The 22,055-nt window shown below is 62.8% G+C and carries 25 protein-coding genes; 18 read left to right on the top strand and 7 right to left on the bottom strand.

Annotation, left to right across the window (positions count from 1 at the left end):
* Positions 1 to 188: 188 nt before the first annotated feature.
* Together ABIC75_RS13180 and ABIC75_RS13175 are read right to left on the bottom strand one after the other, a co-directional pair.
* The gene (locus ABIC75_RS13180) at positions 189 to 1,193 is read right to left on the bottom strand and encodes a restriction endonuclease (protein WP_354014312.1); all 1,005 of its coding nucleotides are present in this window, start codon (positions 1,191 to 1,193) and stop codon (positions 189 to 191) included.
* Positions 1,194 to 1,308: 115 nt separating this feature from the next.
* The gene (locus ABIC75_RS13175) at positions 1,309 to 1,905 is read right to left on the bottom strand and encodes a TMEM175 family protein (protein WP_354014311.1); all 597 of its coding nucleotides are present in this window, start codon (positions 1,903 to 1,905) and stop codon (positions 1,309 to 1,311) included.
* A 93-nt stretch (positions 1,906 to 1,998) separates the two neighbouring features.
* Between ABIC75_RS13175 and ABIC75_RS13170 the strand changes: the two genes are divergently transcribed.
* The 3 genes from ABIC75_RS13170 (at position 1,999) to ABIC75_RS13160 (ending at position 3,926) form a co-directional block, all read left to right on the top strand.
* Entirely contained in the window at positions 1,999 to 2,526 is a 528-nt protein-coding gene (locus tag ABIC75_RS13170; RefSeq protein ID WP_354014310.1) for a DUF6630 family protein, read from the top strand.
* A 146-nt stretch (positions 2,527 to 2,672) separates the two neighbouring features.
* Positions 2,673 to 3,269, top strand: coding sequence for a hypothetical protein (locus ABIC75_RS13165; RefSeq protein WP_354014309.1), 597 nt, complete (start codon positions 2,673 to 2,675; stop codon positions 3,267 to 3,269).
* Positions 3,270 to 3,446: 177 nt separating this feature from the next.
* Positions 3,447 to 3,926, top strand: a complete 480-nt coding sequence (locus tag ABIC75_RS13160) for a hypothetical protein (protein ID WP_354014308.1) — start codon at positions 3,447 to 3,449, stop codon at positions 3,924 to 3,926.
* Here the strand turns inward: ABIC75_RS13160 and ABIC75_RS13155 are convergent.
* Positions 3,913 to 4,503 carry a TetR/AcrR family transcriptional regulator gene (locus ABIC75_RS13155; protein WP_354014307.1) on the bottom strand — a complete coding sequence of 197 codons (591 nt, stop codon included), beginning with the start codon at positions 4,501 to 4,503 and terminating at the stop codon, positions 3,913 to 3,915. The two genes, ABIC75_RS13160 and ABIC75_RS13155, sit on opposite strands and share 14 nt — an antisense overlap.
* 113 nt (positions 4,504 to 4,616) lie before the next feature.
* Between ABIC75_RS13155 and ABIC75_RS13150 the strand changes: the two genes are divergently transcribed.
* The 5 genes from ABIC75_RS13150 to rsgA all read left to right on the top strand — a co-directional run bounded on the left by ABIC75_RS13150 (position 4,617) and on the right by rsgA (position 8,110).
* Positions 4,617 to 5,267 carry a glutathione S-transferase family protein gene (locus ABIC75_RS13150; protein WP_354014306.1) on the top strand — a complete coding sequence of 217 codons (651 nt, stop codon included), beginning with the start codon at positions 4,617 to 4,619 and terminating at the stop codon, positions 5,265 to 5,267.
* Positions 5,268 to 5,289: 22 nt separating this feature from the next.
* A complete protein-coding gene (locus ABIC75_RS13145; protein WP_354014305.1) occupies positions 5,290 to 5,643 on the top strand; it encodes a hypothetical protein in 354 nt (117 codons plus the stop codon).
* Between the two features lie 175 nt (positions 5,644 to 5,818).
* Complete coding sequence (locus ABIC75_RS13140) at positions 5,819 to 6,292, top strand: PH domain-containing protein (RefSeq protein WP_354014304.1); 474 nt, start codon at positions 5,819 to 5,821, stop codon at positions 6,290 to 6,292.
* A gap of 72 nt (positions 6,293 to 6,364) precedes the next feature.
* Positions 6,365 to 6,754, top strand: coding sequence for a hypothetical protein (locus tag ABIC75_RS13135; RefSeq protein WP_354014303.1), 390 nt, complete (start codon positions 6,365 to 6,367; stop codon positions 6,752 to 6,754).
* A gap of 297 nt (positions 6,755 to 7,051) precedes the next feature.
* Positions 7,052 to 8,110 (top strand): ribosome small subunit-dependent GTPase A, encoded by a 1,059-nt coding sequence (gene rsgA, locus ABIC75_RS13130; RefSeq protein ID WP_354014302.1) that lies wholly within the window; start codon positions 7,052 to 7,054, stop codon positions 8,108 to 8,110.
* A gap of 42 nt (positions 8,111 to 8,152) precedes the next feature.
* Here rsgA and ABIC75_RS13125 read toward each other — a convergent pair whose 3' ends face one another.
* Entirely contained in the window at positions 8,153 to 8,989 is an 837-nt protein-coding gene (locus ABIC75_RS13125) for an endonuclease/exonuclease/phosphatase family protein (protein WP_354014301.1), read from the bottom strand.
* Between the two features lie 111 nt (positions 8,990 to 9,100).
* On the opposite strand from ABIC75_RS13125, the gene ABIC75_RS13120 reads away from it, so the two are divergent.
* From ABIC75_RS13120 to ABIC75_RS13105, 4 genes are all read left to right on the top strand, one after another.
* Complete coding sequence (locus ABIC75_RS13120) at positions 9,101 to 9,628, top strand: GNAT family N-acetyltransferase (protein ID WP_354014300.1); 528 nt, start codon at positions 9,101 to 9,103, stop codon at positions 9,626 to 9,628.
* The gene (locus ABIC75_RS13115) at positions 9,621 to 10,058 is read left to right on the top strand and encodes a GFA family protein (protein WP_354014299.1); all 438 of its coding nucleotides are present in this window, start codon (positions 9,621 to 9,623) and stop codon (positions 10,056 to 10,058) included. Before ABIC75_RS13120 ends, ABIC75_RS13115 begins: the two co-directional genes overlap by 8 nt.
* Positions 10,059 to 10,269: 211 nt before the next feature.
* Positions 10,270 to 10,518: a hypothetical protein gene (locus ABIC75_RS13110; RefSeq protein WP_354014298.1), complete on the top strand. Its 249-nt coding sequence runs from the start codon at positions 10,270 to 10,272 to the stop codon at positions 10,516 to 10,518.
* A 253-nt stretch (positions 10,519 to 10,771) separates the two neighbouring features.
* Positions 10,772 to 11,389, top strand: coding sequence for an OmpA family protein (locus ABIC75_RS13105; RefSeq protein WP_354014297.1), 618 nt, complete (start codon positions 10,772 to 10,774; stop codon positions 11,387 to 11,389).
* A 93-nt stretch (positions 11,390 to 11,482) separates the two neighbouring features.
* Here the strand turns inward: ABIC75_RS13105 and ABIC75_RS13100 are convergent, their stop codons facing one another.
* From ABIC75_RS13100 to trxA, 3 genes are all read right to left on the bottom strand, one after another.
* Positions 11,483 to 12,259, bottom strand: coding sequence for a hypothetical protein (locus ABIC75_RS13100; protein WP_354014296.1), 777 nt, complete (start codon positions 12,257 to 12,259; stop codon positions 11,483 to 11,485).
* Positions 12,260 to 12,734: 475 nt separating this feature from the next.
* Positions 12,735 to 14,477 (bottom strand): transcription termination factor Rho, encoded by a 1,743-nt coding sequence (gene rho / locus ABIC75_RS13095; RefSeq protein ID WP_354014295.1) that lies wholly within the window; start codon positions 14,475 to 14,477, stop codon positions 12,735 to 12,737.
* Positions 14,478 to 14,643: 166 nt separating this feature from the next.
* Positions 14,644 to 14,994 carry a thioredoxin TrxA gene (gene trxA / locus ABIC75_RS13090; protein ID WP_354014294.1) on the bottom strand — a complete coding sequence of 117 codons (351 nt, stop codon included), beginning with the start codon at positions 14,992 to 14,994 and terminating at the stop codon, positions 14,644 to 14,646.
* Between the two features lie 445 nt (positions 14,995 to 15,439).
* Here trxA and ABIC75_RS13085 point away from each other — a divergent pair, with 445 nt between their 5' ends.
* The 6 genes from ABIC75_RS13085 to rpoH all read left to right on the top strand — a co-directional run bounded on the left by ABIC75_RS13085 (position 15,440) and on the right by rpoH (position 21,944).
* Positions 15,440 to 17,164, top strand: a complete 1,725-nt coding sequence (locus tag ABIC75_RS13085; RefSeq protein WP_354014293.1) for a DEAD/DEAH box helicase — start codon at positions 15,440 to 15,442, stop codon at positions 17,162 to 17,164.
* Positions 17,165 to 17,550: 386 nt separating this feature from the next.
* Positions 17,551 to 18,228: a cell division ATP-binding protein FtsE gene (gene ftsE / locus ABIC75_RS13080; protein WP_354014292.1), complete on the top strand. Its 678-nt coding sequence runs from the start codon at positions 17,551 to 17,553 to the stop codon at positions 18,226 to 18,228.
* Positions 18,225 to 19,211 (top strand): permease-like cell division protein FtsX, encoded by a 987-nt coding sequence (gene ftsX / locus ABIC75_RS13075; RefSeq protein WP_354014291.1) that lies wholly within the window; start codon positions 18,225 to 18,227, stop codon positions 19,209 to 19,211. The genes ftsE and ftsX overlap by 4 nt, the downstream gene beginning before the upstream one ends.
* Before the next feature lie 148 nt (positions 19,212 to 19,359).
* Entirely contained in the window at positions 19,360 to 20,202 is an 843-nt protein-coding gene (locus ABIC75_RS13070; RefSeq protein WP_354014290.1) for a response regulator, read from the top strand.
* Positions 20,199 to 20,900 (top strand): uracil-DNA glycosylase, encoded by a 702-nt coding sequence (ung, locus tag ABIC75_RS13065; protein ID WP_354014289.1) that lies wholly within the window; start codon positions 20,199 to 20,201, stop codon positions 20,898 to 20,900. The genes ABIC75_RS13070 and ung overlap by 4 nt, the downstream gene beginning before the upstream one ends.
* Before the next feature lie 186 nt (positions 20,901 to 21,086).
* Positions 21,087 to 21,944 carry an RNA polymerase sigma factor RpoH gene (gene rpoH / locus ABIC75_RS13060; RefSeq protein WP_354014288.1) on the top strand — a complete coding sequence of 286 codons (858 nt, stop codon included), beginning with the start codon at positions 21,087 to 21,089 and terminating at the stop codon, positions 21,942 to 21,944.
* Positions 21,945 to 22,055 lie beyond the last annotated feature (111 nt).

Below are 22,055 nucleotides of genomic sequence, written 5' to 3'. Positions count from 1 at the left end.
CCAGTGTGGCGCGCAACGCTATCACCCGGTTTTGGAGTGAAACGATATTTCCTAAGTTGTAAGTAGTTGCAGGGGCCTCGAAATCGGAGACTAAAAGATTCCCCCTGGCGCTCCTTTTTTTTAAAGGTTTTTTTTGGGGTTGCGGCCAAGTATGGTTTTGCCCCTTGCTTTACTCGACGCCACAAGGATCAATTTGCGGGCGCTGTCTCCAGTTCCGGTGTGGTCTTTTCCAGAATCTTCATGGCTTCGCGGTTCCGCTTCTGCCATTCGCGCAGTTCTTGGTCAGACATGGGTGGATCGGCTTTATAGACGTTGGGAGCAGGCCGGGCCGCGGCCGGTATCGCGATGGGTGTGAGGGCAGGGGGAGCCATGGCGGCCATCGGCGCCGTTGCTGCGGGCGAGCGCGAGCTCACAGCCGGTGGCGTCGCAGAACCGAAGGGTTCGGTGGGGTGTTGCGTTTGCGGTGCAGGAAGTGCGAACGCAACCAGTGCGCTAGCCAAGACACTGCCGGCGAAAAGCAGCGGATTGTCCAATGGACCTTCCGGTTCCCTCGTCGCCTGAATGGTCTTGACGGTGGACAGCAGTGCGCGGCCGTCGATTAGCTCGATGGGCTTGTCGCGAGCGAATGCAGCCGCCTCTGGCGTATAGCCGCAGAGCGTGACGATCTTCACTGCGCTGGCGCGTTCGTGGATCAGAACGCCAAACATTTCTCGCACGACTTGCACGGGAACGCGCTGTGAGCGCCACTGCTTGCACTGCACGATGGTCGTCAACCCGCCCTTTCGAAGCAACAGATCCTTGCCGCCATCGGCGCCGCCTTGGCCACTTTCTTCCACTGTGTAGCCTTGTCGCCGAAAGGCTTCGCCAACCAGCGTCTCGAACGTCCGCCAATCCATGTTGCGCAGGCTGGTCATGCCCGTCTGTGATTCGAGCAGTTGCCGTCGTTTGCGCCGATGGAGGAACGAAACCAACGCACCCAAGCAGCATGCGAGCAGCATGAACCAGGCAAAAGGGGTATAGAAGCCCGTTGAGGCGAGCTTTCCAAATGCCGATAGAAATGGGTTCGCGTTAGCGCCCAATAGCCAGCCGATGCCGTATTGAATGCCCACAAAAGCAATCAACCCCAGCGCGACGCCTGTGGGCCACGACAGGGACGCCACCAAATCGATCCCGCTTTCCTTGCGCTTCGCCATAACTCCCCCTGAGTTGCGACTACCCCGAACATATCGCAGATATCGGGGGCAGTGAAGGCTGTCGCCGATTCCCCGGGGTAAAAACAGGGGCAAGGGATTGCATTGTGCTGTGCGCCTATTCGGGCGGGATCGATCTGGCCTCCCGAAATGGATCCGGCCGGCCGTACAGAATGAGAAAGGAAGCCAGCAGCCCGAGTCGCCAATAAGGCGGGATGACGGTGACTACGGCGCATACGAAGTACACGGCCAGCATGATCCACGCCCTGTACCACTGCCACTTTCGGGAGTGGGGATCGACGCTGTCCGGTTGATGGGAGTAGCTCTCGCGCATCATGACCATGTAGGTGGCCTGCACCAGGAAGAAGACCGATGCATAAAGCGTGAGCGGAAAAGCGGCTATGTCGCTTTCGGCGAGCCAGGCGGTGGCGAAGGGTATGAAGGAAATCGCAAACAGATTGGCGAAATTGGATAGCGCCAAGGTGCCGGTCAGATACTGAGCGTGCCGCAGCGTCGCGTGATGATTCAACCAGACGACCGCGATGAATGCGTAACTCACGGCATAGCTGATGAGGTCGGGCCACATGCCAAGCAGCGCTTGCGCGTCGTGACCGGTGGGCGGCTTGAACGCCAGCACCATCACCGTGATGACGACGGCAAAAATGCCGTCGGAAAGCGCATAAAAGCGCGCCAGTCCGTCCTTTATCTTAGCCATGGCGTTGGCCGATGAGGGGTCGCCATCATGGTATTCGCCATTCTTGGGCCGTGGAAGTGAGATGATTGCGCCCTCACAACAGGCGATCTGGCCATGAGCTCCGACGACGATTTCGACACCACCCACGCCTTCGATGATGACGACGACTCGCTGGACGCCAAGGTCTGGCAGCTTCTGTTGTTGATCAACCCGGGCGACGACGACGCGGCGTTTCAGCAGTTCGCGGGGTATCGCGATGCGGTGGGCGATACGCCGGAGGACGACATCGACGTGGCGCAGGTGGTGGGGCAGGTGGCGGATTGGCGGGCCACGTTCCATGTGGATGCCGACGACACGCGTGCGCTGGTGCAGGCGATTGACGAGCTGGCGGCGCGCTGGAATCTGGCCATCGATTGGGATGGCGATACGGACGACGACGAATTCCACGCCGATATCGACGCGTCGGATTTGCTCGGCACGGCTTACGACAATCTCGCGCCGCACGGCTACACGCTATGGGTGCGCGATACGGACGATGACAGCGTGGCCGGCTGGATGACGTTGAGTCGCGATGTGGAACCGATGCGTGAGCTGGCGCCGGAGCTGGGGGTTCATATCCATCGAGGCAATGAAATCGGTTGATCTCATGTAACGCCATGGCGGCGGTTGAAAGCAATTGTCTTTGCTAAGTTCCCCAAGGAGACCAGAGGACGAGTATGGGTTTGCTACCTACGACACCAATTCCCACTGACAATTTGTACAAATTTATGGCGATGTGCGGCCTATACATGCTGCTCGGTGTTTTGGTTTTCATGGGATGGCTGGTCAAGCTACAGATAGATATCGAACAGCACTCAAAGGATGTTGGAGCTTACTTTTCCTCGATGAGTATTCTTCATGACATCAAGCTTCGACAGGAGGCTATTGCTAACAAGCACTTTGAGGAGAGTCGGCTTCCCGGGCTGCGGCACTACGACAATATTGCCGACGAAGAAAAATTTCTCGCGCAAGCTTCCGCCGCGCAGACAGCTGAAGTTGAGAAAGATAAGCATGTTCTCGAAGAACATCCCGGCGAGCAGCTGAAGGTTCTTGATCGATGGGATGTCCGCACCTTCGTCATCATCTATGTCTCAGCCGCCTGCTTTCTTTTCTACTTCGGCTTTAAGGGATGGAAGGTCAACGTACATGATCTCGAAAACAGTGCTCGAAAAATCGATTTGATGATCAGAGAGCGGACGCTCGAGAAGCTTGAGCAGGACGTGGCAGAGGGCGCATGGAAGGCCCGTCTCTACGATATTGATGCACGCGAACGCACTCTTGACATCCAAATCAGGGAGAAGACGCTGCAAAAGCTCGAGCAGGAAGTGGCGAGTACCATCAAGTAAGTCGCATCCCCGATATGGGGGCTGAGCATACGGTTTCATGGAAAGGTTTGCAGAACTCAATAAGTTCTATGGCAACTCGTCCGCTAGCAGCGCCGGGTCTACGAGTGTCATGTGGTCGTGGACTACCATTATGGTTCTAGAGGACCATGACGTTGTCCCCGATCCGCAGGCTTCTCCATGACCACGACCATGCGCTTTCCCTATGCGCGCTTTCTCGACAAACTGGGGCAGCCCGGCGAGCCCGTCGCGGCAGAAGCAGCTGTCCATCTCTCGCCGCGGCTTGTGCGCTGGCTGCTGACGGCGAGCGAGCCCAAGGCATGGAATATCGCCGCAACGTCGCTGGCCACGCTGCTGCACGCCCGCAAGGCCACGCTGCAGGCGGCGTTCGATACGACGATGGCCGCGGACGAATTGCGCCGCTATCAGAAGTACGCGAAACCCGGGAAGCCTTCGGCGCATATCGTGCAGCTGCGGCAGAAGCAGGCGGCGGCACGCCAGGCCAGCAGCATTTCGCGTCAGTCGCTGATCAAGGCCGCGGCGGCGTTCGTGCGCGAAACCGAGATCGACGTTCCCGAGCGCGTGGCGCTCGACGAGTTCATCATCCAGTGGATCGACGCGAACATTCCCAAGGATGAAGGCACCACTACTCCGCCTTGAGCAACGCCAGCGCCTGATGCCGTGCCGAAGCACGCAGCGATTGGCGCAACTGCGGATCGTTGGTGGTGCGTGCCAGCACCATGCCGCCCACGCATAGCGACACCATGGCCTCGGCGCGCATGTCTGCATCGCGCATGCCGTTGAGCGCCACGCCGTAGATGTGGCGCATGCCGCGGATCAAATCCGTATACGCCTGCTGCGGCTCCAGCCCCGCGCGTGCCACATCGGAAGGCAGCGCATAGAGCGGGCACTGCATGTCGATGTTCTCCAGCACTTCGTCGCTCAGGTAGAGATCGATCAGCATTTCTGCCATCTGCTTGGGATCGTCGATGACGACGTTTGGCGTCTGCGCTGCCTTCACGGCAAACGGATTGCAGGTGGTGAAGCTGGCGACCGCGGCGGCGTAGAGCTGGTCCTTGCTGTCGAAGTGGTGATAGAACGCGCCGCGCGTGAGTCCGGCGGAGGCCATCACTTGGTCGATGGTGACCTGCTCGAAACCATGGCGATTGAACAGGCGTCGTGCGGATTCGACCACGCGGGCGCGCGTCTGCACCTTGTGTTCAGGACTGTATGGCATGGCTGCGAACCTCCGTAGGACAGGTATAGCAGGCGCTCAAATTATGTTCTTTAACATATTTTGGTGCCGCGTAAGCTGGGCCCCGGCAGAAGGACAACGCACCGGAGGAAGGCATGAAGATCTACTGGTTCCAGGCCCAGGCGCCGCGTCGCGTACTGGCGCTCGTGAAGCATCTTGGCATCGATGCGGAATACGTCGAGATCGACCTGATGGGTGGCGGCCTGAAGACGCCCGCGTATGCGGCACTCAACCCCAACCGCAAGGCGCCCACCATGGTCGATGGCGACACGGTGCTGTGGGAGTCCTCAGCCATCATGACCTATCTGTGCATCAAGCACGGTTCGGACATGTGGCCAGCGCACGAGCCCGCCGAACAGGTGGAAGTGCTGCGCTGGCTGTCGTGGAACGATCAGCACTGGATGCGCGCGGTGGCACCGTTCTACTTCGAGCACGTGGTGAAGGCGATCTTCCACATTGGTGAACCCGACCAGACGGAAATCACCCCGGTGATTCCTGAGCTGAAAGCGCTCGCTGCGGTGCTCAATGCGCATCTGGAGCAACGCGACTTCGTGGCCTGCGACCGCCTGACCATCGCCGATTTCCAGCTGGCGTCGATGGCGTGCGAGTGGCGTCATTCGGAGATGCCTTTGGGTGACTATCCGAATGTGATCCGTTGGCTCGATGGCCTGATGCGTCTGCCGGCCTGGGCCGATCCCTGGCCGCACACGTCGATGAAAAAGGCGTCTGCGTTGGCACACGCTTGAAGCACTCACCTTGGAGCGAAGCATGAAACAGTTTCTCGCGGTCTATATCGGCACCGAGGCAGCGCACAAGGCATCCGGTTGGGATGCGTTGAGCGAGGCGGATCGGCAGGCACGGCAGAAGCAAGGCGTGCAGGCCTGGGGCGCCTGGGTGCAGGCGCACCGGGATGCCATCGTTGAGGTGGGTACGCCGCTGGGCAAGACGTTGCGCGTGTCCCGTAGCGGCATTGAGAGCATCCGCAATCCACTGACGGCCTTCACCGTGGTGCAGGCCGAATCGCATGAGGCTGCTGCCAAGCTGTTCGAGGGCCACCCGCATTTCACGATCTTCCCCGGCGACTCCGTGGAAATCATGGAATGCCTGCCGCTGCCGGGCTAGCGCGAACTTTGCGCTGCACGTAGGTCTGGGCCGGGCGACGCGGCCGGAGGGCTCCGTGCGTGGGCGCCAGTCAGACAGTTTGCATTCGCAGGCCGCATAATCCCCGCAGGACCAACCTGTGGGGTGTGAGATGGACGAGCAGCGAAAGCCGTGTCCGGCTTGTGGTGAACTCATCATGGCCTCGGCGCACAAATGCCGGTTCTGCGGCACGGATATCGACGCCTATGTGGCAGCGCGCGAGGCCACGGTGGAGAAGACGCTGTTCGAAGGCCATCCGGCGGTGGTGTATTCGGCCGGGCAGTACGTGCTCATCGTGGTCACCATCGGTATTGCCTGGCTGGTCTACTGGATCCGCAGTCTCTCCACGCGCTTCACCATCACCACGCAGCGCGTGCGCATCGAGCGCGGCCTGTTCTCCAAGATGCAGGACAACCTGGAACTGTTTCGCGTGGACCACATCGACCTGCACAAGCCACTGGGGCAGCGCATGCTCGGCTATAGCACCGTGCACCTGCATTCGTCCGATGCGGGCATGACGTCCGTGTACCTCTACGGCATCCCGAACCTGGAAGCGATGGCCGATACGCTGCGTGATTGTTCTTTGCGCGAACGCTCGCGGCGGCGCGTGCTTCCGGTGGAGCAGATGTAACTACGTATTCGCAGTGTGTGCTGCTCACCTAATCGATGCCAACGGTGAACGCGCCTTCAAGGAACGATAAATATGGGCGACGAATGGGCCATTATTATTTTTGCATTGCTCGCCGTCGCAGCACCGCTCGTTGGCTATTTCATACCGTCTTCGGATCTGGATGCTGCGATGGAGGCGTCCTTCGGTGATCAAGTGGCATTGGTTGGCGGTCAGAGCGTGCCCGCGCGTGAGCTCGATGTGATCTTTCGTTCGCGGACCATGAGTGGCAGGTCGGGCTGCAGTGCATCGTGGATTTGCCGAGGTCCGCATGATGTCTATCTGTTGGCCTTCGTGGAAGGCCAGCGAGAGCGGTTCGTGGGGGCGATGACCTATACATGGACATGGCGGCGCCTCACCGAGGAACGAGCGCGACACGCATTAATGGCAGACAAAGCAGCCTACAAGGCGGCTTTTGGTGAGTAGATAAGAAATAGCCCATTGAATGTTTTAGGCCGGCGCAGCGTTGTTGATTCCGTAACGTCTAACGAAAGTCAGCACTTGCAACGCCCGTTGCGCGTGGCTACTCTGCGCCTCCCATCAACCCAGCCTTAGGAGGAAAGAACAATGATTGTTGTAGCTGCAGCCTCTGCCGGGTCGACGCGCTTCTGATGTTTCTGCCAGCCATCGGCTGGCATGCGCTTCATTCCTCGTTTCGCACCCCGGCGCTTCGTTCGGCCCCTCTCGCGTGGCCGTCGTTTTCCTTGTCTCCAGGGTGTTCCCATGGCTTTTCAGACGTTTTCGCTGCACCAGCTCGGCTGGCGCGCTGAGTACGCACAGCAATTGACGCTGGCCGATTTCGAAGCTGGCTATCCCGCACGCGTCACCGCCGTGCATCGCAGCGGCCTGGCCGTTCTTTCTTCTCGCGGGCACGGTTCCGTGGTGCTGCCGCACCCACTTGTCGATATGCACGCCGGCGTGGCCGTGGGCGATTGGGTGCTGGTGGAGCACGATGTCGAGCGCGTGCGTTGCGTGCTCGATCGGCAATCGCTGGTGGAACGCGTGGCTGCCGGTGGCGATCGGCAACGCCAGTCGATCGCGGCCAACCTCGACGTGTTGTTCGTGGTGTCGTCGTGCAATGACGATTTCAATCCCTCACGGCTGGAGCGCTACCTCACGCTCGCGCTCGATGCGGGCGTGACGCCGGTGATCGTGCTGACCAAGGCCGACATCGGCGATGGCGTCGCCGGTTACGTCGCCGAAGCGGAACAGTTGATGTTCGGCGTCCCCGTGGTGGCCGTGAATGCGCTGGACGATGCCTCGGTATCGCAGCTCGAACCCTGGCTGGCGCCAGGCAAGACGGTGGCATTTGTCGGTTCTTCGGGCGTGGGCAAGTCGACGCTCACCAATCGCGTGATCGGCGAAGCCGCGCAACTGACGTCCGGCATCCGCGAAGACGACGCCCGCGGCCGGCACACCACCACGGCGCGCGAGATGTTCCCGACCGCATCGGGCGCCTGGGTGATCGATACGCCAGGCATGCGCGAATTGCGGCTTGCCGCAGCCGAGCCGGAACTGGATGCGGTATTCGAGGACGTGGTGGCGTTCGCCTCGCAATGCCGCTTCCGCGATTGTCACCACGATGGTGATGCGGGGTGCGCGGTGGAAGCGGCGGTTGCCGATGGTGCGCTGGACGCGCGCCGCCTCGCCAACTATCGCAAGCTGCTGCGCGAGGCGCTGCGTGCCCAGCAGACTTTGCGCGAACAGCGCGAGCGGGGTCGCCAGTTCGGTGCGATGGCGAAGCAGGTGATGCGGGCGAAGCGGGAAAGGCTGGGGCGGTGATGCGCCGCCCCGGCGTTCACTTCTTTTCTGCAGAACGCAGCGCTACTTCCAGCGCAGGTCAGCCATCACCGGGAAATGATCGGACGGATAGCGGCCGTCCTGCTGCGTGGTGATGGTGGCGAAGCGCGTCGGCGTAAAGCCGCGTTCGAGGATGAAGTCGATGCGTTCGCTCGGGTTGCCGGTGAAGTCGTGGAAGGTCTTCTCGGGGCCTTCGACCGTCGGCGCAACGGCACGCGTATCGGTGAGTGCCTTGGTGAGCAGCGCATAGGTGGGGCTGCTGGCATCGGTGTTGAGGTCGCCGGTGAGAATGAAAGGCGCATTCGCCGGCAGCGCGGCGAGACGGCTCAGGATCTCCTTCGCGCCTTTGACGCGCGCCGGCTCGTCCTGTTCCCGATAGGGCAGGTGCGTGTTGTAGTAGTAGAAACTGCGATGCGTGGTTTTGTCCTCGAACAAGGCCCACGTCACCATGCGCGGAAGCGGATGGCCCCAGCTGATGCTGCCCGGCACCTCGGGCGTATCCGACAGCCAGAAGCTGCCCGTGTCCTTCAGTGCGAGTTTGTCCTTGCGATAGAACACGCCCATGTGCTCGTCGCTGTGGCCGCCGCGGCGGTCGATGCCGAACCAGGTGTATTCCGGCAGCTTGGAGACGATGTAGTCGCCTTGTTCCTGGTGCAGTTCCTGCGTGCCCATCACGTCGGGATGCTCTTCGCGGATGGTGCGCACCATCAGGTCGCGCCGTGCTTCCCAGCGGTTGGGGCCGTCGGCGGCCACCGGCACGCGCACATTGAAGCTCATCACGCGCAGGGTTTGCGCGGCGAGCGGAAAACTGGCGAAGGCGAGCAAGAAGGTGGCGACAAGCCAGCTGCGGGACAGGAACATGGTTGGGCTCCGTACTGAAGTAGGCCGACCGTAACACGGCCTTCGCGCATGAGGCACTGCGGGTGCGTCGGTGCGCGTATAGTTCGCGCGTCCATTCTTTCGGAAATCTGCATGCCTGCGCCCGTGGTCGTACGCGAGATCCATCCCGACGAACATCGGGCGCTTGGCCAGCTGATGGTGCACGTCTACGGTAACCTGCCGGGCTTTCCCACTCCCACGCAGCAGCCGCACTACTACGACATGCTGGCGAACATCGGCGATTTCACCCGCATTCCGCAGGCCAAGGTACTGGTGGCCGTGGACGCGGGCGGGCAGGTGGTGGGAGGCGTGGTCTATTTCGCGGACATCACGCAATACGGCGCCGCGATGACGATGAGCATGGTCGACACTTCGGCCATCCGATTGCTCGCCGTTCACCCCTCCGTGCGCGGACAGGGTGTGGGCAGGCAGCTGATGGAGGCTTGCCTGCAGCTGGCTCGCGACCATGGGCACGCGCGCGTGGTGCTCCACACCACCGAAGCGATGCGCGTGGCCTGGAACATGTACGAGCGCATGGGTTTCCAGCGCGCCCACGAGCTGGACTTCGCGCAGGGCGACTTGCAGGTGTACGGCCTTCACCTTGTTCTGCGCGATGACTGATCGCGCATCCACCTTCGTCACCGAAGACACCGCCATGCCACAGCGCGTTGCCACCTGCAGTTGCCGCCAGCTCATGCTGCGCACCACGGAGGAACCTTTGCGTGTCTCCATCTGCCATTGCAACGCGTGCCAGCGGCGCACGGGCAGTGTGTTCGGCGTGCAGGCGCGTTTTCGCGAAAGTGCGGTGGTGATTCGCGGCAACGCCACGGCGTACGTGCGTCACGGCGACACGGGTGGCTCGGCCACCTTCCATTTCTGCCCGGTATGCGGCGCCACGGTGTACTACCGGCTGGATTCGGTCGAAGGCCTGGTCGGCGTGCCGGTTGGCGCGTTTTCCAATGCGAACTTTCCCGCACCGACCGTCTCGGTATTCGAGGAATGCATGCACCCATGGGTCGCGCTGCCGGACGACATCGAACACATCGCCTGACGGTGACGCATGGCCGTCGCGATGCCTGACTCGGCCTGTCTGGCTTGCCCGTGGGCGAACGGCATCAGCGGCGAGGGGCCCAGCCTTTGCCACCTAAGTAGAAAGTCATAGGTGGTCGCCTGAATGAATCCAGCGAAAGGATTCAACGCATGGGGCGCTCGCGCGTTCCAAGCGTGGTTCCACTTTCACAGCGAGGCTTCAGGGGGCGCGCATGCAGACCAGGGAATTCGATCGTTGGGCCAGGATCCGTGAGCAGGGTGTGCTCCGTTACGTGCTGTTGAACGGCGTGCTGTTCTACGGCCTGCCCATGTTCCTCATCATGACGTTTGTGATTCCGCATCCGCGCCTGACGGTGATGCAGTCGGCCTTCCTGTGGGGTGCGCTTGCGGGGGCGGGCTACGGCATTGCCATGTGGGTGGTGCAGGAACGTCGCTTCCGCAAGGTGGGCGGGGGTTCCTGAGCCCGATCGACGGCCATTATTGTCGGCCATATTCATGCGGTGTTTTGGTTTTTTGGCGCATGGTGCAATGGACTGCGGCCATCAGGGGTATGGCTGCGGTTTTCGTGTGCCTGAGTTAGGCGAATAGACGTCCAAACAGGTAATTTCGCGTATTGGCGCCAGCTTGACGCTCGCCGTGCATACTCCTTGTGCGAATGCGCTTGCCGCCCACGGCGGCTGGCGCTTGCGCACCGCTAACGAGAGGAGAATCCACATGGCAAGTACCAGCTCTCGCATCGGTCGTGGCGTCATCGGGCTGTTGATAGTCGCGCTTTGCGGCTGTACCGATTACGTCAAGAAAAGCGATTACGATGCAACCATCGCAGAGCTGCGTAGCAACGATCAGAAGCAACAGCAGGAGATCGATGCGATCACGCAGGAGATGCACCAGAAGTTTGCGCAGTACGACACGCAGATCACCGCCATGCAAGGCCGCATCAGCGTGGACACCATTGCGCATTTCGATACCAACCAGAGCACGTTGCGCGACGAGGACAAGCAACGGCTGGATGAATTCGCGAAGGTGATGCGCGATCACCATACCAACGCGGTGATTACCGCTGAAGGCTTCGCCGACCCCTCCGGCTCTGCCGGCTACAACCAGCAGCTCGCGCTCAAACGCGCACAGGCCGTGCGTGACTACCTGGTGCAGACCGGTGGTCTCAACGCCGATCAGGTGCGTGCCGTGGCCTATGGCGCAGTGAAGAATCGCCAGGTGGTGAAGGGTGCGACGGGCGAGCAGGGCATGCCCAATCGTCGCGTGTCGCTGGTGACGGATTTCGCCGGCGCTTCCAGCAATACCGCCAGTGCGAGCGGTGCCGGCAGTAGCTGAGCCTGTTGCCGGAGTCTGGGAGGTTCCATCACAAAGGCCGCCCTGGGGCGGCCTTTGTTTTTGTGGTTTTCCGACGCGTGCTTCCGGAAACGTCTATTTACCGGAAGCCTTGTAGGTCAGCTCGGCGTTGTAGCTGTCGACGTGAGCGCTTTGTTCCTGCACGGCATCGTTGAGCGACTTGCGGATGGCCTGTGCATCGGCCTTGCCGTACACGTTCTCCATCATGGTCCACAGCGGCGTCTCGGGATCCTTGCCCACCTCTTCCCATGACTTGGAGGGAATCAGTACGACGAAGTCGGGACTCTCGCCGCCGGCATCGCGCGCTTCGGCCGTGACGTAGTTGTTCGGCCATTTGGATTTCTCGGCGGCCGCGGTGATCTTCTTCACCACGTCGATGAATGCTTCGCGCGCCTCATGCCCGGGCTTGAGCTTGAAGTAGAGCACTTCGATATACGGCGCGTTGATGGTCTGGCCCTTGGCCATGTGGCTCAACTCGGGATGAAACTCCATGAAGGCACTGATCTCGCTCTTCAGGTGCGGGTTGACGCTGGTGCGCAGCGTCGCGTCGCACGCCTTGCCGGCCGTGCGCATGGTGTCGAAGGCGGACCAGGGCAACGGGTCGGTGACATAGGAGTACGAATAGGTGTCACCGGTTTCGTGTGACCACGCGGTCCAGTTGTACTTGAAGCCGTGTTGGGCGAGGCATTGGTTGAAGGCCTTGATGCCGGCCTCGTAGGCTTCCTGATCGGCGGGATTCACCCAGTCGGTGTAGTCGCGTACCACCATGGGTTTAGCGTTGTCGGCGGCCAGCGCGGCCGTGGTGCAGGTAAAGAGCAGAGCCAGTGCCAGCCCGAGCGTGGTGTGCTTCATCGCGTGCTCCTCTGGGGAAATCCCCGGTTGATATGGGAAGGTCGGTGGGTCGGCGCCACGGTCACGCCGTGGCGTCATGGCTTGCATCAACAGGGCGGCCATGGGTGGGCGAGTAAGGCGATGGTTCGAAGCGGCGATGCTTCGTTGGGTTCAGCCTTCGATGGTGGCCCATGAGATGGCGAGGCGACGCGCGATGGACGAGCGATGCCTCATGACAGGCCGCAATGGATATCGGGCACGAAGGCATGGGTGGCCGGCTCCGCAAGGTCGCCAGGCTGATTCGCACATCGTGTGCCGTGGCCTGAGCCTGCGGTCGTCACGATGCATCTGCCTGGGTAACGCCGGGCGGCTCGATCATGTTGCCGCGTGGCGGCGGCGCGAAAATAGGTCAAACAGCATAGGCCGGCCCTTTTGGCATCCTGAAACGACAAAGGCCGCCCGAAGGCGGCCTTTGCGTTGCGTGTCGATGAGCGGATCAGCGCTTCATCGAATTGAAGAACTCGTCGTTGGACTTGGTGTTCTTCATCTTGTCGAGCATGAATTCCATGGCAGCCAGCTCATCCATCGGATGGAGCAGCTTGCGCAGGATCCAGATCTTGGAAAGCATGTCCGGTTCGATCAGCAGATCCTCGCGGCGGGTGCCGGAGCGATTGATGTCGATGGCCGGGTACACGCGCTTCTCGGCGATGCGGCGGCTCAGGTGCACTTCCATGTTGCCGGTGCCCTTGAACTCTTCGTAGATCACCTCGTCCATCTTGCTGCCGGTGTCGGTCAGCGCGGTGGCGATGATGGTCAGGCTGCCGCCTTCTTCCACGTTACGGGCCGCGCCGAAGAAACGCTTCGGGCGCTGCAGCGCGTTGGCGTCCACACCACCGGTGAGCACCTTGCCGGAGCTGGGCACCACGGTGTTGTAGGCACGGGCCAGGCGCGTGATGGAGTCGAGCAGGATCACCACGTCCTTCTTGTGCTCGACCAGGCGCTTGGCGCGCTCGATCACCATCTCGGCGACCTGCACGTGGCGCACGGCCGGCTCGTCGAAGGTGGAGGAGATCACTTCCGCACGCACGGTGCGGGCGATTTCCGTCACCTCCTCGGGACGCTCATCGATCAACAGCATGATCAGATGGACGTCCGGATGGTTGTACTGGATGGCCTGGGCCACGTTCTGCAGCATCATCGTCTTGCCGGACTTCGGCTGCGACACGATGAGGCCACGCTGGCCGCGACCCACCGGCGCCACCAGGTCCAGGATGCGACCGGTGATGTCTTCGGTGGAGCCGTTGCCGCGCTCGAGCTTGAACGCCTTGCGCGGGAACAGCGGCGTCAGGTTCTCGAACAGCATCTTGTTCTTCGACGCCTCCGGCGGATCGCCGTTGATGTCGTCGACCTTGAGCATCGCGAAGTAGCGCTCGCCTTCCTTCGGATGGCGCACGCGTCCGGTGATGTAGTCGCCGGTGCGCAGGTTGAAGCGGCGGATCTGGCTGGGCGAGACGTAGATGTCGTCCGGGCCGGCCAGGTACGACTCATCGGCCGAGCGCAGGAAGCCGAAACCGTCCTGCAGGATTTCCAGCACGCCCTCGGCCCAGATGCCGCCGCCGGAGCGGGCGTGCGCCTTGAGGATGTTGAAGACCACGTCCTGCTTGCGCGCACGGGCTACGCCTTCCTGCACGCCGAGCGATTCGGCGAATTCCAGCAGCTGCAGCGCATTCTTGCGCTTGAGCTCGGTCAGGTTGATCAGGCGGTCGTTGCTGCCGGCATCGGCGTAGTCATCGTCCACCGGCAGGCCGTTGTTGTTGCGCGGATGCTGCTGGTTGCCACCACCGCCGCCACCGGGGCCGCGCTGCTGGTTGTTGCGTTCGTGTCGACGGCGACGGCCGCGGTCGTTGCGATCGTTGCGGAAATTCGGGTTGCCGCCGCCCTGCTGGCCTCCCTGCTGCTGGCCGCCCTCGCGGGCTTCCTGCGGCGGGCGCTGGCCACCGTCGTTGGACGCCGAGTCGGCGGCCGGCGCGGAAGCGGGGGCATGGCTTGTTTCAACGGCGGGCGGTGCGGCGCGTTCCACTGGCGGCAGGGGCGGCATGTCCAACTGGGCCTGCTTCTCCGCCTTTTCGGCAGCAGCAGCGGCAGCGGACTTGCGTGGTGCGCGCGTACGGGGTTCAGCCACAGGTTTGGCGTCGGCGCTCTTGGCGTCGTTGGATTCTTTGCTTTCGATATCAGACACGGGCAAACCTCTGCGGGGCGCCGTTGAAAAAGGAGGGAAGGTTGCGTTGCGCGGATGGCGCGGGGGACAGGACAGTCCCGACAGGCGAGAAGAAATCTAGCACCGGGTCCGCGGCGACGTAAAGCGCCGCGGCCGGTAAAGTTCAGAAAAGTTTTTCTGAAGGGCCTTAGACGGCCTTGTCGACCGGGGCCACGATGGCCTTGTCGATCAGCTGGGTCAGCGCGCCCTTGCTGACGGCGCCGATCTGGGTGGCTTCGACCTTGCCGTTCTTGAAGACCATCAGGGTCGGGATGCCGCGGACGCCGTAATTGCGGGGCGTCTTCTGGTTGTGGTCGATGTTGATCTTGGCGATGCGCAGCTTGCCCTGATACTGCTGGGCCAGCTCGTCCAGGATTGGCGCGATGGCCTTGCAGGGACCGCACCACTCAGCCCAGAAGTCGAGCAGCACGGGGGTATCGGAATTGAGCACCTCTTGTTCGAAGGCGTCATCGCTCACGTGGGTAATCAGGTCGCTCACCGGGATCTCCGAAGGTAGCGGGTAGGGGGTTTCACGACCGCGTGCCCAGCATCGGCTACACTGGGGTGCCCATGAAGCGCGGGGTCGTACCGAAAGGAAGTCTGATGCCATTGCGGCAAGGACTTCATTCCAACGTAATTCGGGGCGCGATTCAAGCGATTCAAGGGCGGCCAGGGACGGTTCCGTTGACATAGATGAAAGGGTTTTCCTTGTCTGTCAGTGGCTTAGCCACGCAGTCCTTTGACCTATGCCAGCGGAGCTGTCGAACGCCGCCGCTCCCGCCGGCGCCAGCCAGGGACACGTGCCGCCGCATGCGCGATCCGTCATGGATTCCGCTGCCGCCACCTCCCGGTCACGCCGACCCTCCACCTGTTCCCTTGAGCGTCTCATTGCCGGGGAGCCGGGCACGCACACGCGCCGCCCGCACCAAGTACCCACTCATCTAATGTCCCAAACTGTTCTCACCGATACCTTTTTCACCAATTTCGATCTCCATCCGCTGCTCCAGCAAGGCCTCGACGAGGCGGGCTTCACCCGCTGCACGCCGATCCAGGCGCTGACCCTGCCGGTCGCGCTCACGGGTCGCGACGTCGCCGGCCAGGCGCAGACGGGCACGGGCAAGACCTGCGCCTTCCTGGTGGCGATGATGAATCGCCTGCTCACCACGCCGGCCGTGGCCGAGCGCAAGGACAGCGACCCGCGCGCCCTGGTCATTGCGCCCACGCGCGAGCTGGCCATCCAGATCGAGAAGGACGCCAAGTCCATCGGCCGCTACACCGGCCTGCGCAGCGCGCTGATCTACGGCGGCGTGGACTATGACAAGCAGCGCCAGCAGCTCAAGGACGGCTGCGACATCATCATCGCCACGCCGGGCCGCCTGCTCGACTACTACAAGCAGCACGTGTTCAGTCTCGACGCTGTCGAAGTGATGGTGATCGACGAGGCGGACCGCATGTTCGACCTCGGCTTCATCAAGGACGTGCGCTTCATCTTCCGCCGCCTGCCGGCGCGCGAGCAGCGCCAGGTGCTGCTGTTCTCCGCCACGCTCAGCCATCGCGTGCTGGAGCTGGCCTACGAGCACATGCACAACGCTGAGAAGCTGGAAGTGGAGACGGAAAACGTCACCGCCGACCGCGTGCGCCAGGTGGTCTACTTCCCCGCCAAGGAAGAGAAGATGCCGCTGCTGCTCAACCTGCTCGACCGCACCAAGGCCGAGCGCAGCATCATCTTCGTCAACACCAAGGCGGCGGCCGAGAAGATCACCGATCGCCTCAAGCGCTACGGCTACCGCGTGGGGGCTCTCTCGGGCGACGTGCCGCAGCTCAAGCGCCAGAAGCTGCTGCAGCGCTTCCAGGAAGGCCAGCTCGACATCCTCGTGTGCACTGACGTGGCAGCGCGCGGCCTGCACATTCCGGCCGTGAGCCACGTGTTCAACTACGACCTGCCGCAGGACGCGGAAGATTACGTGCACCGCATCGGCCGCACCGCGCGCCTGGGCGCCGAGGGCGATGCGATCAGCTTCGCGTGCGACCTCTACGCGATGAGCCTGCCCGATATCGAAACGTACATCGGCCAGCGCATTCCGGTGGCGAACATCGAACCGGAACTGCTGGTGATGCCGCAGCCGCGCGAGCAGGACGCTCAGTTCGTGGCCGATGCCGCGGCCGACAGCGCCGCGTTCGGCGACAAGGTCGAGCAGCGTGAGAAGGATGGTTCGCCTCGCAAGGGTTCGCGCAGCGGCGGTGGCCGTGGCGGCGATCGCCCGCGTGGCGACAAGCCGCGAGAACCGCGGAAGCCGCGCGTTGAAACCGCGACCGCCGAAGCTGCCGAGGTCGCCGTGACGAAGGAAGCCGCGCCCGCGCCGGCACAGGCGGAAACGGGCGAGGCTGGCGAGCGCAAGCGTCGTCGCCGCCGCGGCGGTCGCAATCGTCGCCGCGAGGGTGGTGATGTGGCCGTCGCCGAGGGCGCCGCCAACACGGCCGCCGAAGGCACGCGCGCACCGCGTGGCGAGCGTCGTCCGCCGCGTGAACGCAGCAATGGCAACGGCGAGAGCAACCACTCGCGTCCGTCGCGTCATGTGGCGATCACGTCCGGCAAGCCGGCCGAGCAGGAAGCGCCGAAGAAGCTGGGCTTGTTCCGCCGCATCAGCCGCGCGCTGTTCGGTCACTAAGCCATCGGCTTGCCACGAGCTGTCGTGGGCTGAACCCGCGGCAGCATGGTGATACAAAGCGACTGACCTTCACGCGTGCATCCCTTATCCTTGCCGCGAAGAGCCTGCCCAATATCTTCCAATGGCCCGCGCCGGGAGCTGTTTGCCCGCGAGTCAAGGAAGAACGAAGAAGTGTATGTCGATACACGACTGAGTGATGACGCAGGCTCGTGGGCAAACAGACCCGGCCCAAAGGGTTGTCCACCTGCGCTCACCGGAAAGCGGCGCGCGGCTTGACCTGACCACCAGTCAGGTGCGGCGCCACGCTCCACTTTCCGGTGAGCGCAGGTGGACAACGCGGGCTATTGGAAGATATTGGGCAGGCTCTTTAGGATCGGGGACACGCGGTGATCCGCTTCGACCAAGTCAGCAAGCGCTATGAAGGTGGCCACGAGGCCTTGTCGCAACTTTCCTTTGAAGTGGCGACGGGTGAGATGGCCTTTGTCACCGGCCATTCGGGTGCCGGCAAAAGCACGCTGCTCAAACTGCTGGGACTGATCGAGCGGCCGTCGCACGGTGTGATCACGCTCGAAGGCCAGAACCTCGCCAAGGTGGGGCGCACCGGCATACCCAAACTGCGTCGTCGTCTGGGCATGGTCTTCCAGGATCATCGCCTGCTGATGGACCGCACCGTATTCGCCAACGTCGAACTGCCGCTGATGATCGGCGGCATGGCGCCGAACGAACGCGGCAAGCGTGTTCGCGCGGCGCTCGAAAAGGTGGGCCTGCTTGCGTACGAACGCCAACTGCCGGCCACGCTTTCCGCGGGCGAACAGCAGCGCGTGGGTATTGCCCGCGCCATCGTCGCCAAGCCCACGCTGCTGATCGCGGACGAACCCACCGGCAATCTCGACCCCACCCTGGCCGTGGAGATCATGGGCCTGTTCGCCGAATTCCAGAACGTGGGCACCACCGTGCTGATAGCCAGCCACGACCTGCCGTTGATCAAGCGCATGAAGAAGCGCGTGATCGTGCTCGATCACGGTCGCCTGGTGGCTGACGTGGCCGCACAGGAGGTGCTATGAGCACGCAGCCTGAATTTCCGATGGAAAGCCCGCTGACGTCCGACCAGTCGCGCGGCATCCGCACCAAGCCGCGTCCGGTGGCGAGCTGGCGCGAGCATCACGGCTGGAGCGCGGCATCGAGCCTGCGTCGCCTGATGTCGCGCCCGGTGGGCACCTTGCTCACCGTTGCGGTGATGGCCATCGCGCTGGCGCTGCCGCTTACTTTCTATCTGCTGCTGGGCAACCTGCAGAAGATGGGCGATGCGCTGGGGCAGAACCAGACCATCAGCGTGTTCCTGAAGCCGGGGCAAAGCGTGTCCTCGGCCGACATGATGGCCAAGAAACTGCGCGAACGCGGCGAAGTGGCAGGCGTCAAAGTGAAGTCGCCCGACCAAGGCATGGACGAGCTGGCCAAGATGCAGGGCTTCTCCGGTGCGCTGCATGCGCTGGAGGCGAACCCGCTGCCGTTCGTGCTGGAAGTGCAGCCGAAGGCGGGGGCGAGCGCTGACAGCGTCGATCAACTCGTCACCGACATGCGTGACATGCAGGGCGTGGATCAGGTGCAGGACGGCGGCACGTGGCGCCAGCGTCTTGAGGCGTTGCTCGGCGTGGGCCAGCGCATCGTGATGATTCTTGCTGGTCTGCTGGCGGTGGCAGTGCTGCTGGTGGTGGGAAACACAGTGCGCGTGGACATTGCCAGCCGTCACGAGGAAATCGGCGTGCTGATGCTGGTGGGTGCGAGTCGTGCATTCGTGCGTCGCCCCTATTTGTATGCGGGCATCTGGTACGGCCTGTTCGCCGGCGTGCTGGCGGTGGGTTTCGCCGTGCTGGTGGAACTGGCGCTGGCCGAACCCGTGCAGCGCCTGGGTCAGGTGTATGCCGGCAAGTTGCAGGTGGACGTGCTGCCGTTGTGGCTGCTTGGCGCCGTGCCCGTGGCCGCCGCCGTGCTGGGTTGGCTGGGTGCGCGTCTGGTCAGCGCGTGGCAATTGCGCAAGGCCGCATGAACCGTGCGCCGGCTCACGGCCGTGGCGACGTTGTAATGCAAGGTTGGTGGGGATGGTGCAGCATGCCTGCTCGGGGTTACCGGGTGCTCGGAGGAAGCACCGGCATGGCGCCGGCAGGGAACGCTGGCCAACACGTGGGTGACAGGGGATGAGTGGAAGTTTCAGCAGTCGAGTGGTGGGAACGGCGCCCAGGGTGCTGGTGGTGGATGGCTCCAAGGTGGTGCGCCAGCTGATCGCCCGCGTGTTGAAGGCCGAGCTGCCAGACAGCGACGTGGTGGGCGCCGGCAGCGGCGCGGAAGCCAAGGAACTGCTGGACGGCGGTGCGTTCGATTTCATCACCATCTCGCTGCGCCTGCCCGACGTGGATGGGCTGGAGCTTGCCCGTCACGTGCGCGAATCCGCCGCGCAGGCCTATGTTCCCATCGTGGTGGTGTCGGGCGACGTCGACGATCGTCTGCACAATCGCACGCTGGGCGAACACGTCACCGATTACTTTGACAAGTCGCTGGGCTTCCAGGCGCTGGCGGAATTCATCCGTGGCTACGTGAAGCCTTCCGATTCCGCCGAGGGCGAAGTGCTGTACGTGGAAGACAGTCGCGTGGTGGCGCTGGCCACGCGTCGCATCCTCGAAAAGCACGGCCTCACCGTCTATCACGTGGTCAGCGTGGAAGATGCGCTGGTCCTGCTCGACAAGGCCAAGGACGAAGGCAAGGTGGGCGCCGACATCGTGCTCACCGACGTCAGCCTCAAGGGCGAACTCACTGGCGGCGACCTGCTCGAACGCATCCGCCGCGAATACCACTACAGCAAGGGCCGGCTGCCCGTGCTGGTGATGACGGGCGACGAGAATCCGGCCAACCAAGCTGCGCTGCTGCGCGCCGGTGCCAACGATCTGGTCGAGAAGCCCATCGAGGAAAAACTGCTGATGACCAAGCTGCTGTTCCAGCTGCGCGTATCCCAGCACCTGCGCGAGCGGGGCGAGGCGGCGTGACCGATCATCCCGTGAAGCTGGAGCCGTCCTGGAAGGATCGCATCGGCGAGTATCTGGCGCGACCGGACATGCGCGCGCTGTCCGATTTCCTGCGCGCCGAGAAGCAGGCCGGCAAGGTGATCTATCCGCCCGGTCCTGAGATCTTCGCGGCCTTCGACCACACGCCATTCGACGCGGTGCGGGTGGTGATCCTGGGGCAGGACCCGTACCACGGCCCGAACCAGGCGCATGGGTTGTGCTTCTCCGTGCGGCCGGGCATTCCGGCGCCGCCGTCGCTGCAGAACATCTTCAAGGAGATCCAGCGCGACCTGGGTTTCCGTGCACCCGACCACGGTTGCCTCACGCCCTGGGCCGACCGCGGCGTGCTGCTGCTCAATGCCACGCTCACCGTGCAGCAGGGCATGGCCGGCTCGCACCAGGGCAAGGGCTGGGAAGGTTTTACCGACGCGGCCATCGACGCCCTCAACCGCGAGCGGGAAGGGCTGGTGTTCATGCTGTGGGGCTCGTATGCCCAGAAGAAGGGCCAGCTGATCGACGGGCGCCGGCATTGCATTTTGCGCTCGGTGCACCCATCTCCGTTGTCAGCGCATCGCGGTTTTATCGGCTGCGGGCACTTCTCGGCCGCGAACCAGTATCTGGAGAGCCGAGGCGTCGCCCCCATCGACTGGTCTCTGCCGAAGCGGTCGGAACTGGCCTGAAACAGGCTTTTCACGGCTGCTGAACCGCCGGAAACGCATAGTGGACCCTCCCCGGGGTGCCCTGCTGGACAGGCGCCTCAAATTCCTGTACTATTCAGTTCATCAAAGGTCCCGGAACCTTTCGGGGCCTTTAGCACTCCCACTATGCGAGTGCTAAGCTGATCCCCTATTCAGGAGGTTCCACACATGTCTCAAGCTTTGGTGACCGCCAACCTGCCGGTGCCGAGTGTCGTCGGCAGTCTGGATGCCTACATCTCGGCGGTCCATCGGATTCCGGTGCTCAGCCAGGACGAGGAACAATCGCTGTCGCGCCGTTACAACGAGCAGGAGGACCTCGAGTCCGCCCGCAAACTGGTGATGTCGCACCTGCGTTTCGTGGTCCACGTGGCCCGTGGCTACAGCGGCTACGGTCTGCAGATGGCCGACCTCATCCAGGAAGGCAACATCGGCCTGATGAAGGCCGTCAAGCGCTTCAACCCCGACCAGGGCGTTCGCCTGGTGAGCTTTGCTGTGCACTGGATCCGTGCCGAAATGCACGAGTTCATCCTGCGCAACTGGCGCATCGTCAAGGTCGCCACGACCAAAGCGCAGCGCAAGCTGTTCTTCAACCTGCGCAAGAGCAAGAAGCGCCTGGGCTGGATGAACGCCGAGGAAGTGCGCACGGTGGCGAAGGATCTGGGCGTGCCGGAAGCGACGGTGCGCGAGATGGAATCGCGCCTGTCCGGTCGCGACATCGGCTTCGAAGCTCCGGCCGACGCCGAGGACGATGCCAAGCCGGCGCCGGAAGCGTTCCTGATCGACGACGGCGCCGACCCGTACGACAACGTGGCCGATGCCGACCAGGCCGACAACCAGCTCGATACGTTGTCGACCGCGCTGCGGAATCTGGATGAGCGCTCGCGCGACATCATCCAGCGTCGCTGGCTCAACGAAGAAAAGGCCACGCTGCAGGATCTTGCGGACGAGTACGGCGTCTCCGCCGAACGCATCCGCCAGGTCGAGGCCAACGCCATGAAGAAGATGCGCGGCCTCTTCGCTGCCTGATCTTCATCGTCGGCGTAAGATGACCAACGGCCCCTCCCGGGGCCGTTTGGCTTTGCGGGGTCACGGTTGACCCATGCATTCCCTCACAGGATCACTGCGTGTCATTGCCCC

Source organism: Dyella japonica (assembly GCF_040545895.1).
GTDB lineage: Bacteria > Pseudomonadota > Gammaproteobacteria > Xanthomonadales > Rhodanobacteraceae > Dyella > Dyella japonica_D.
The sequence above is the reverse complement of the archived record's forward strand: the minus strand, read 5'-3'. Positions and strand labels throughout refer to the sequence as shown.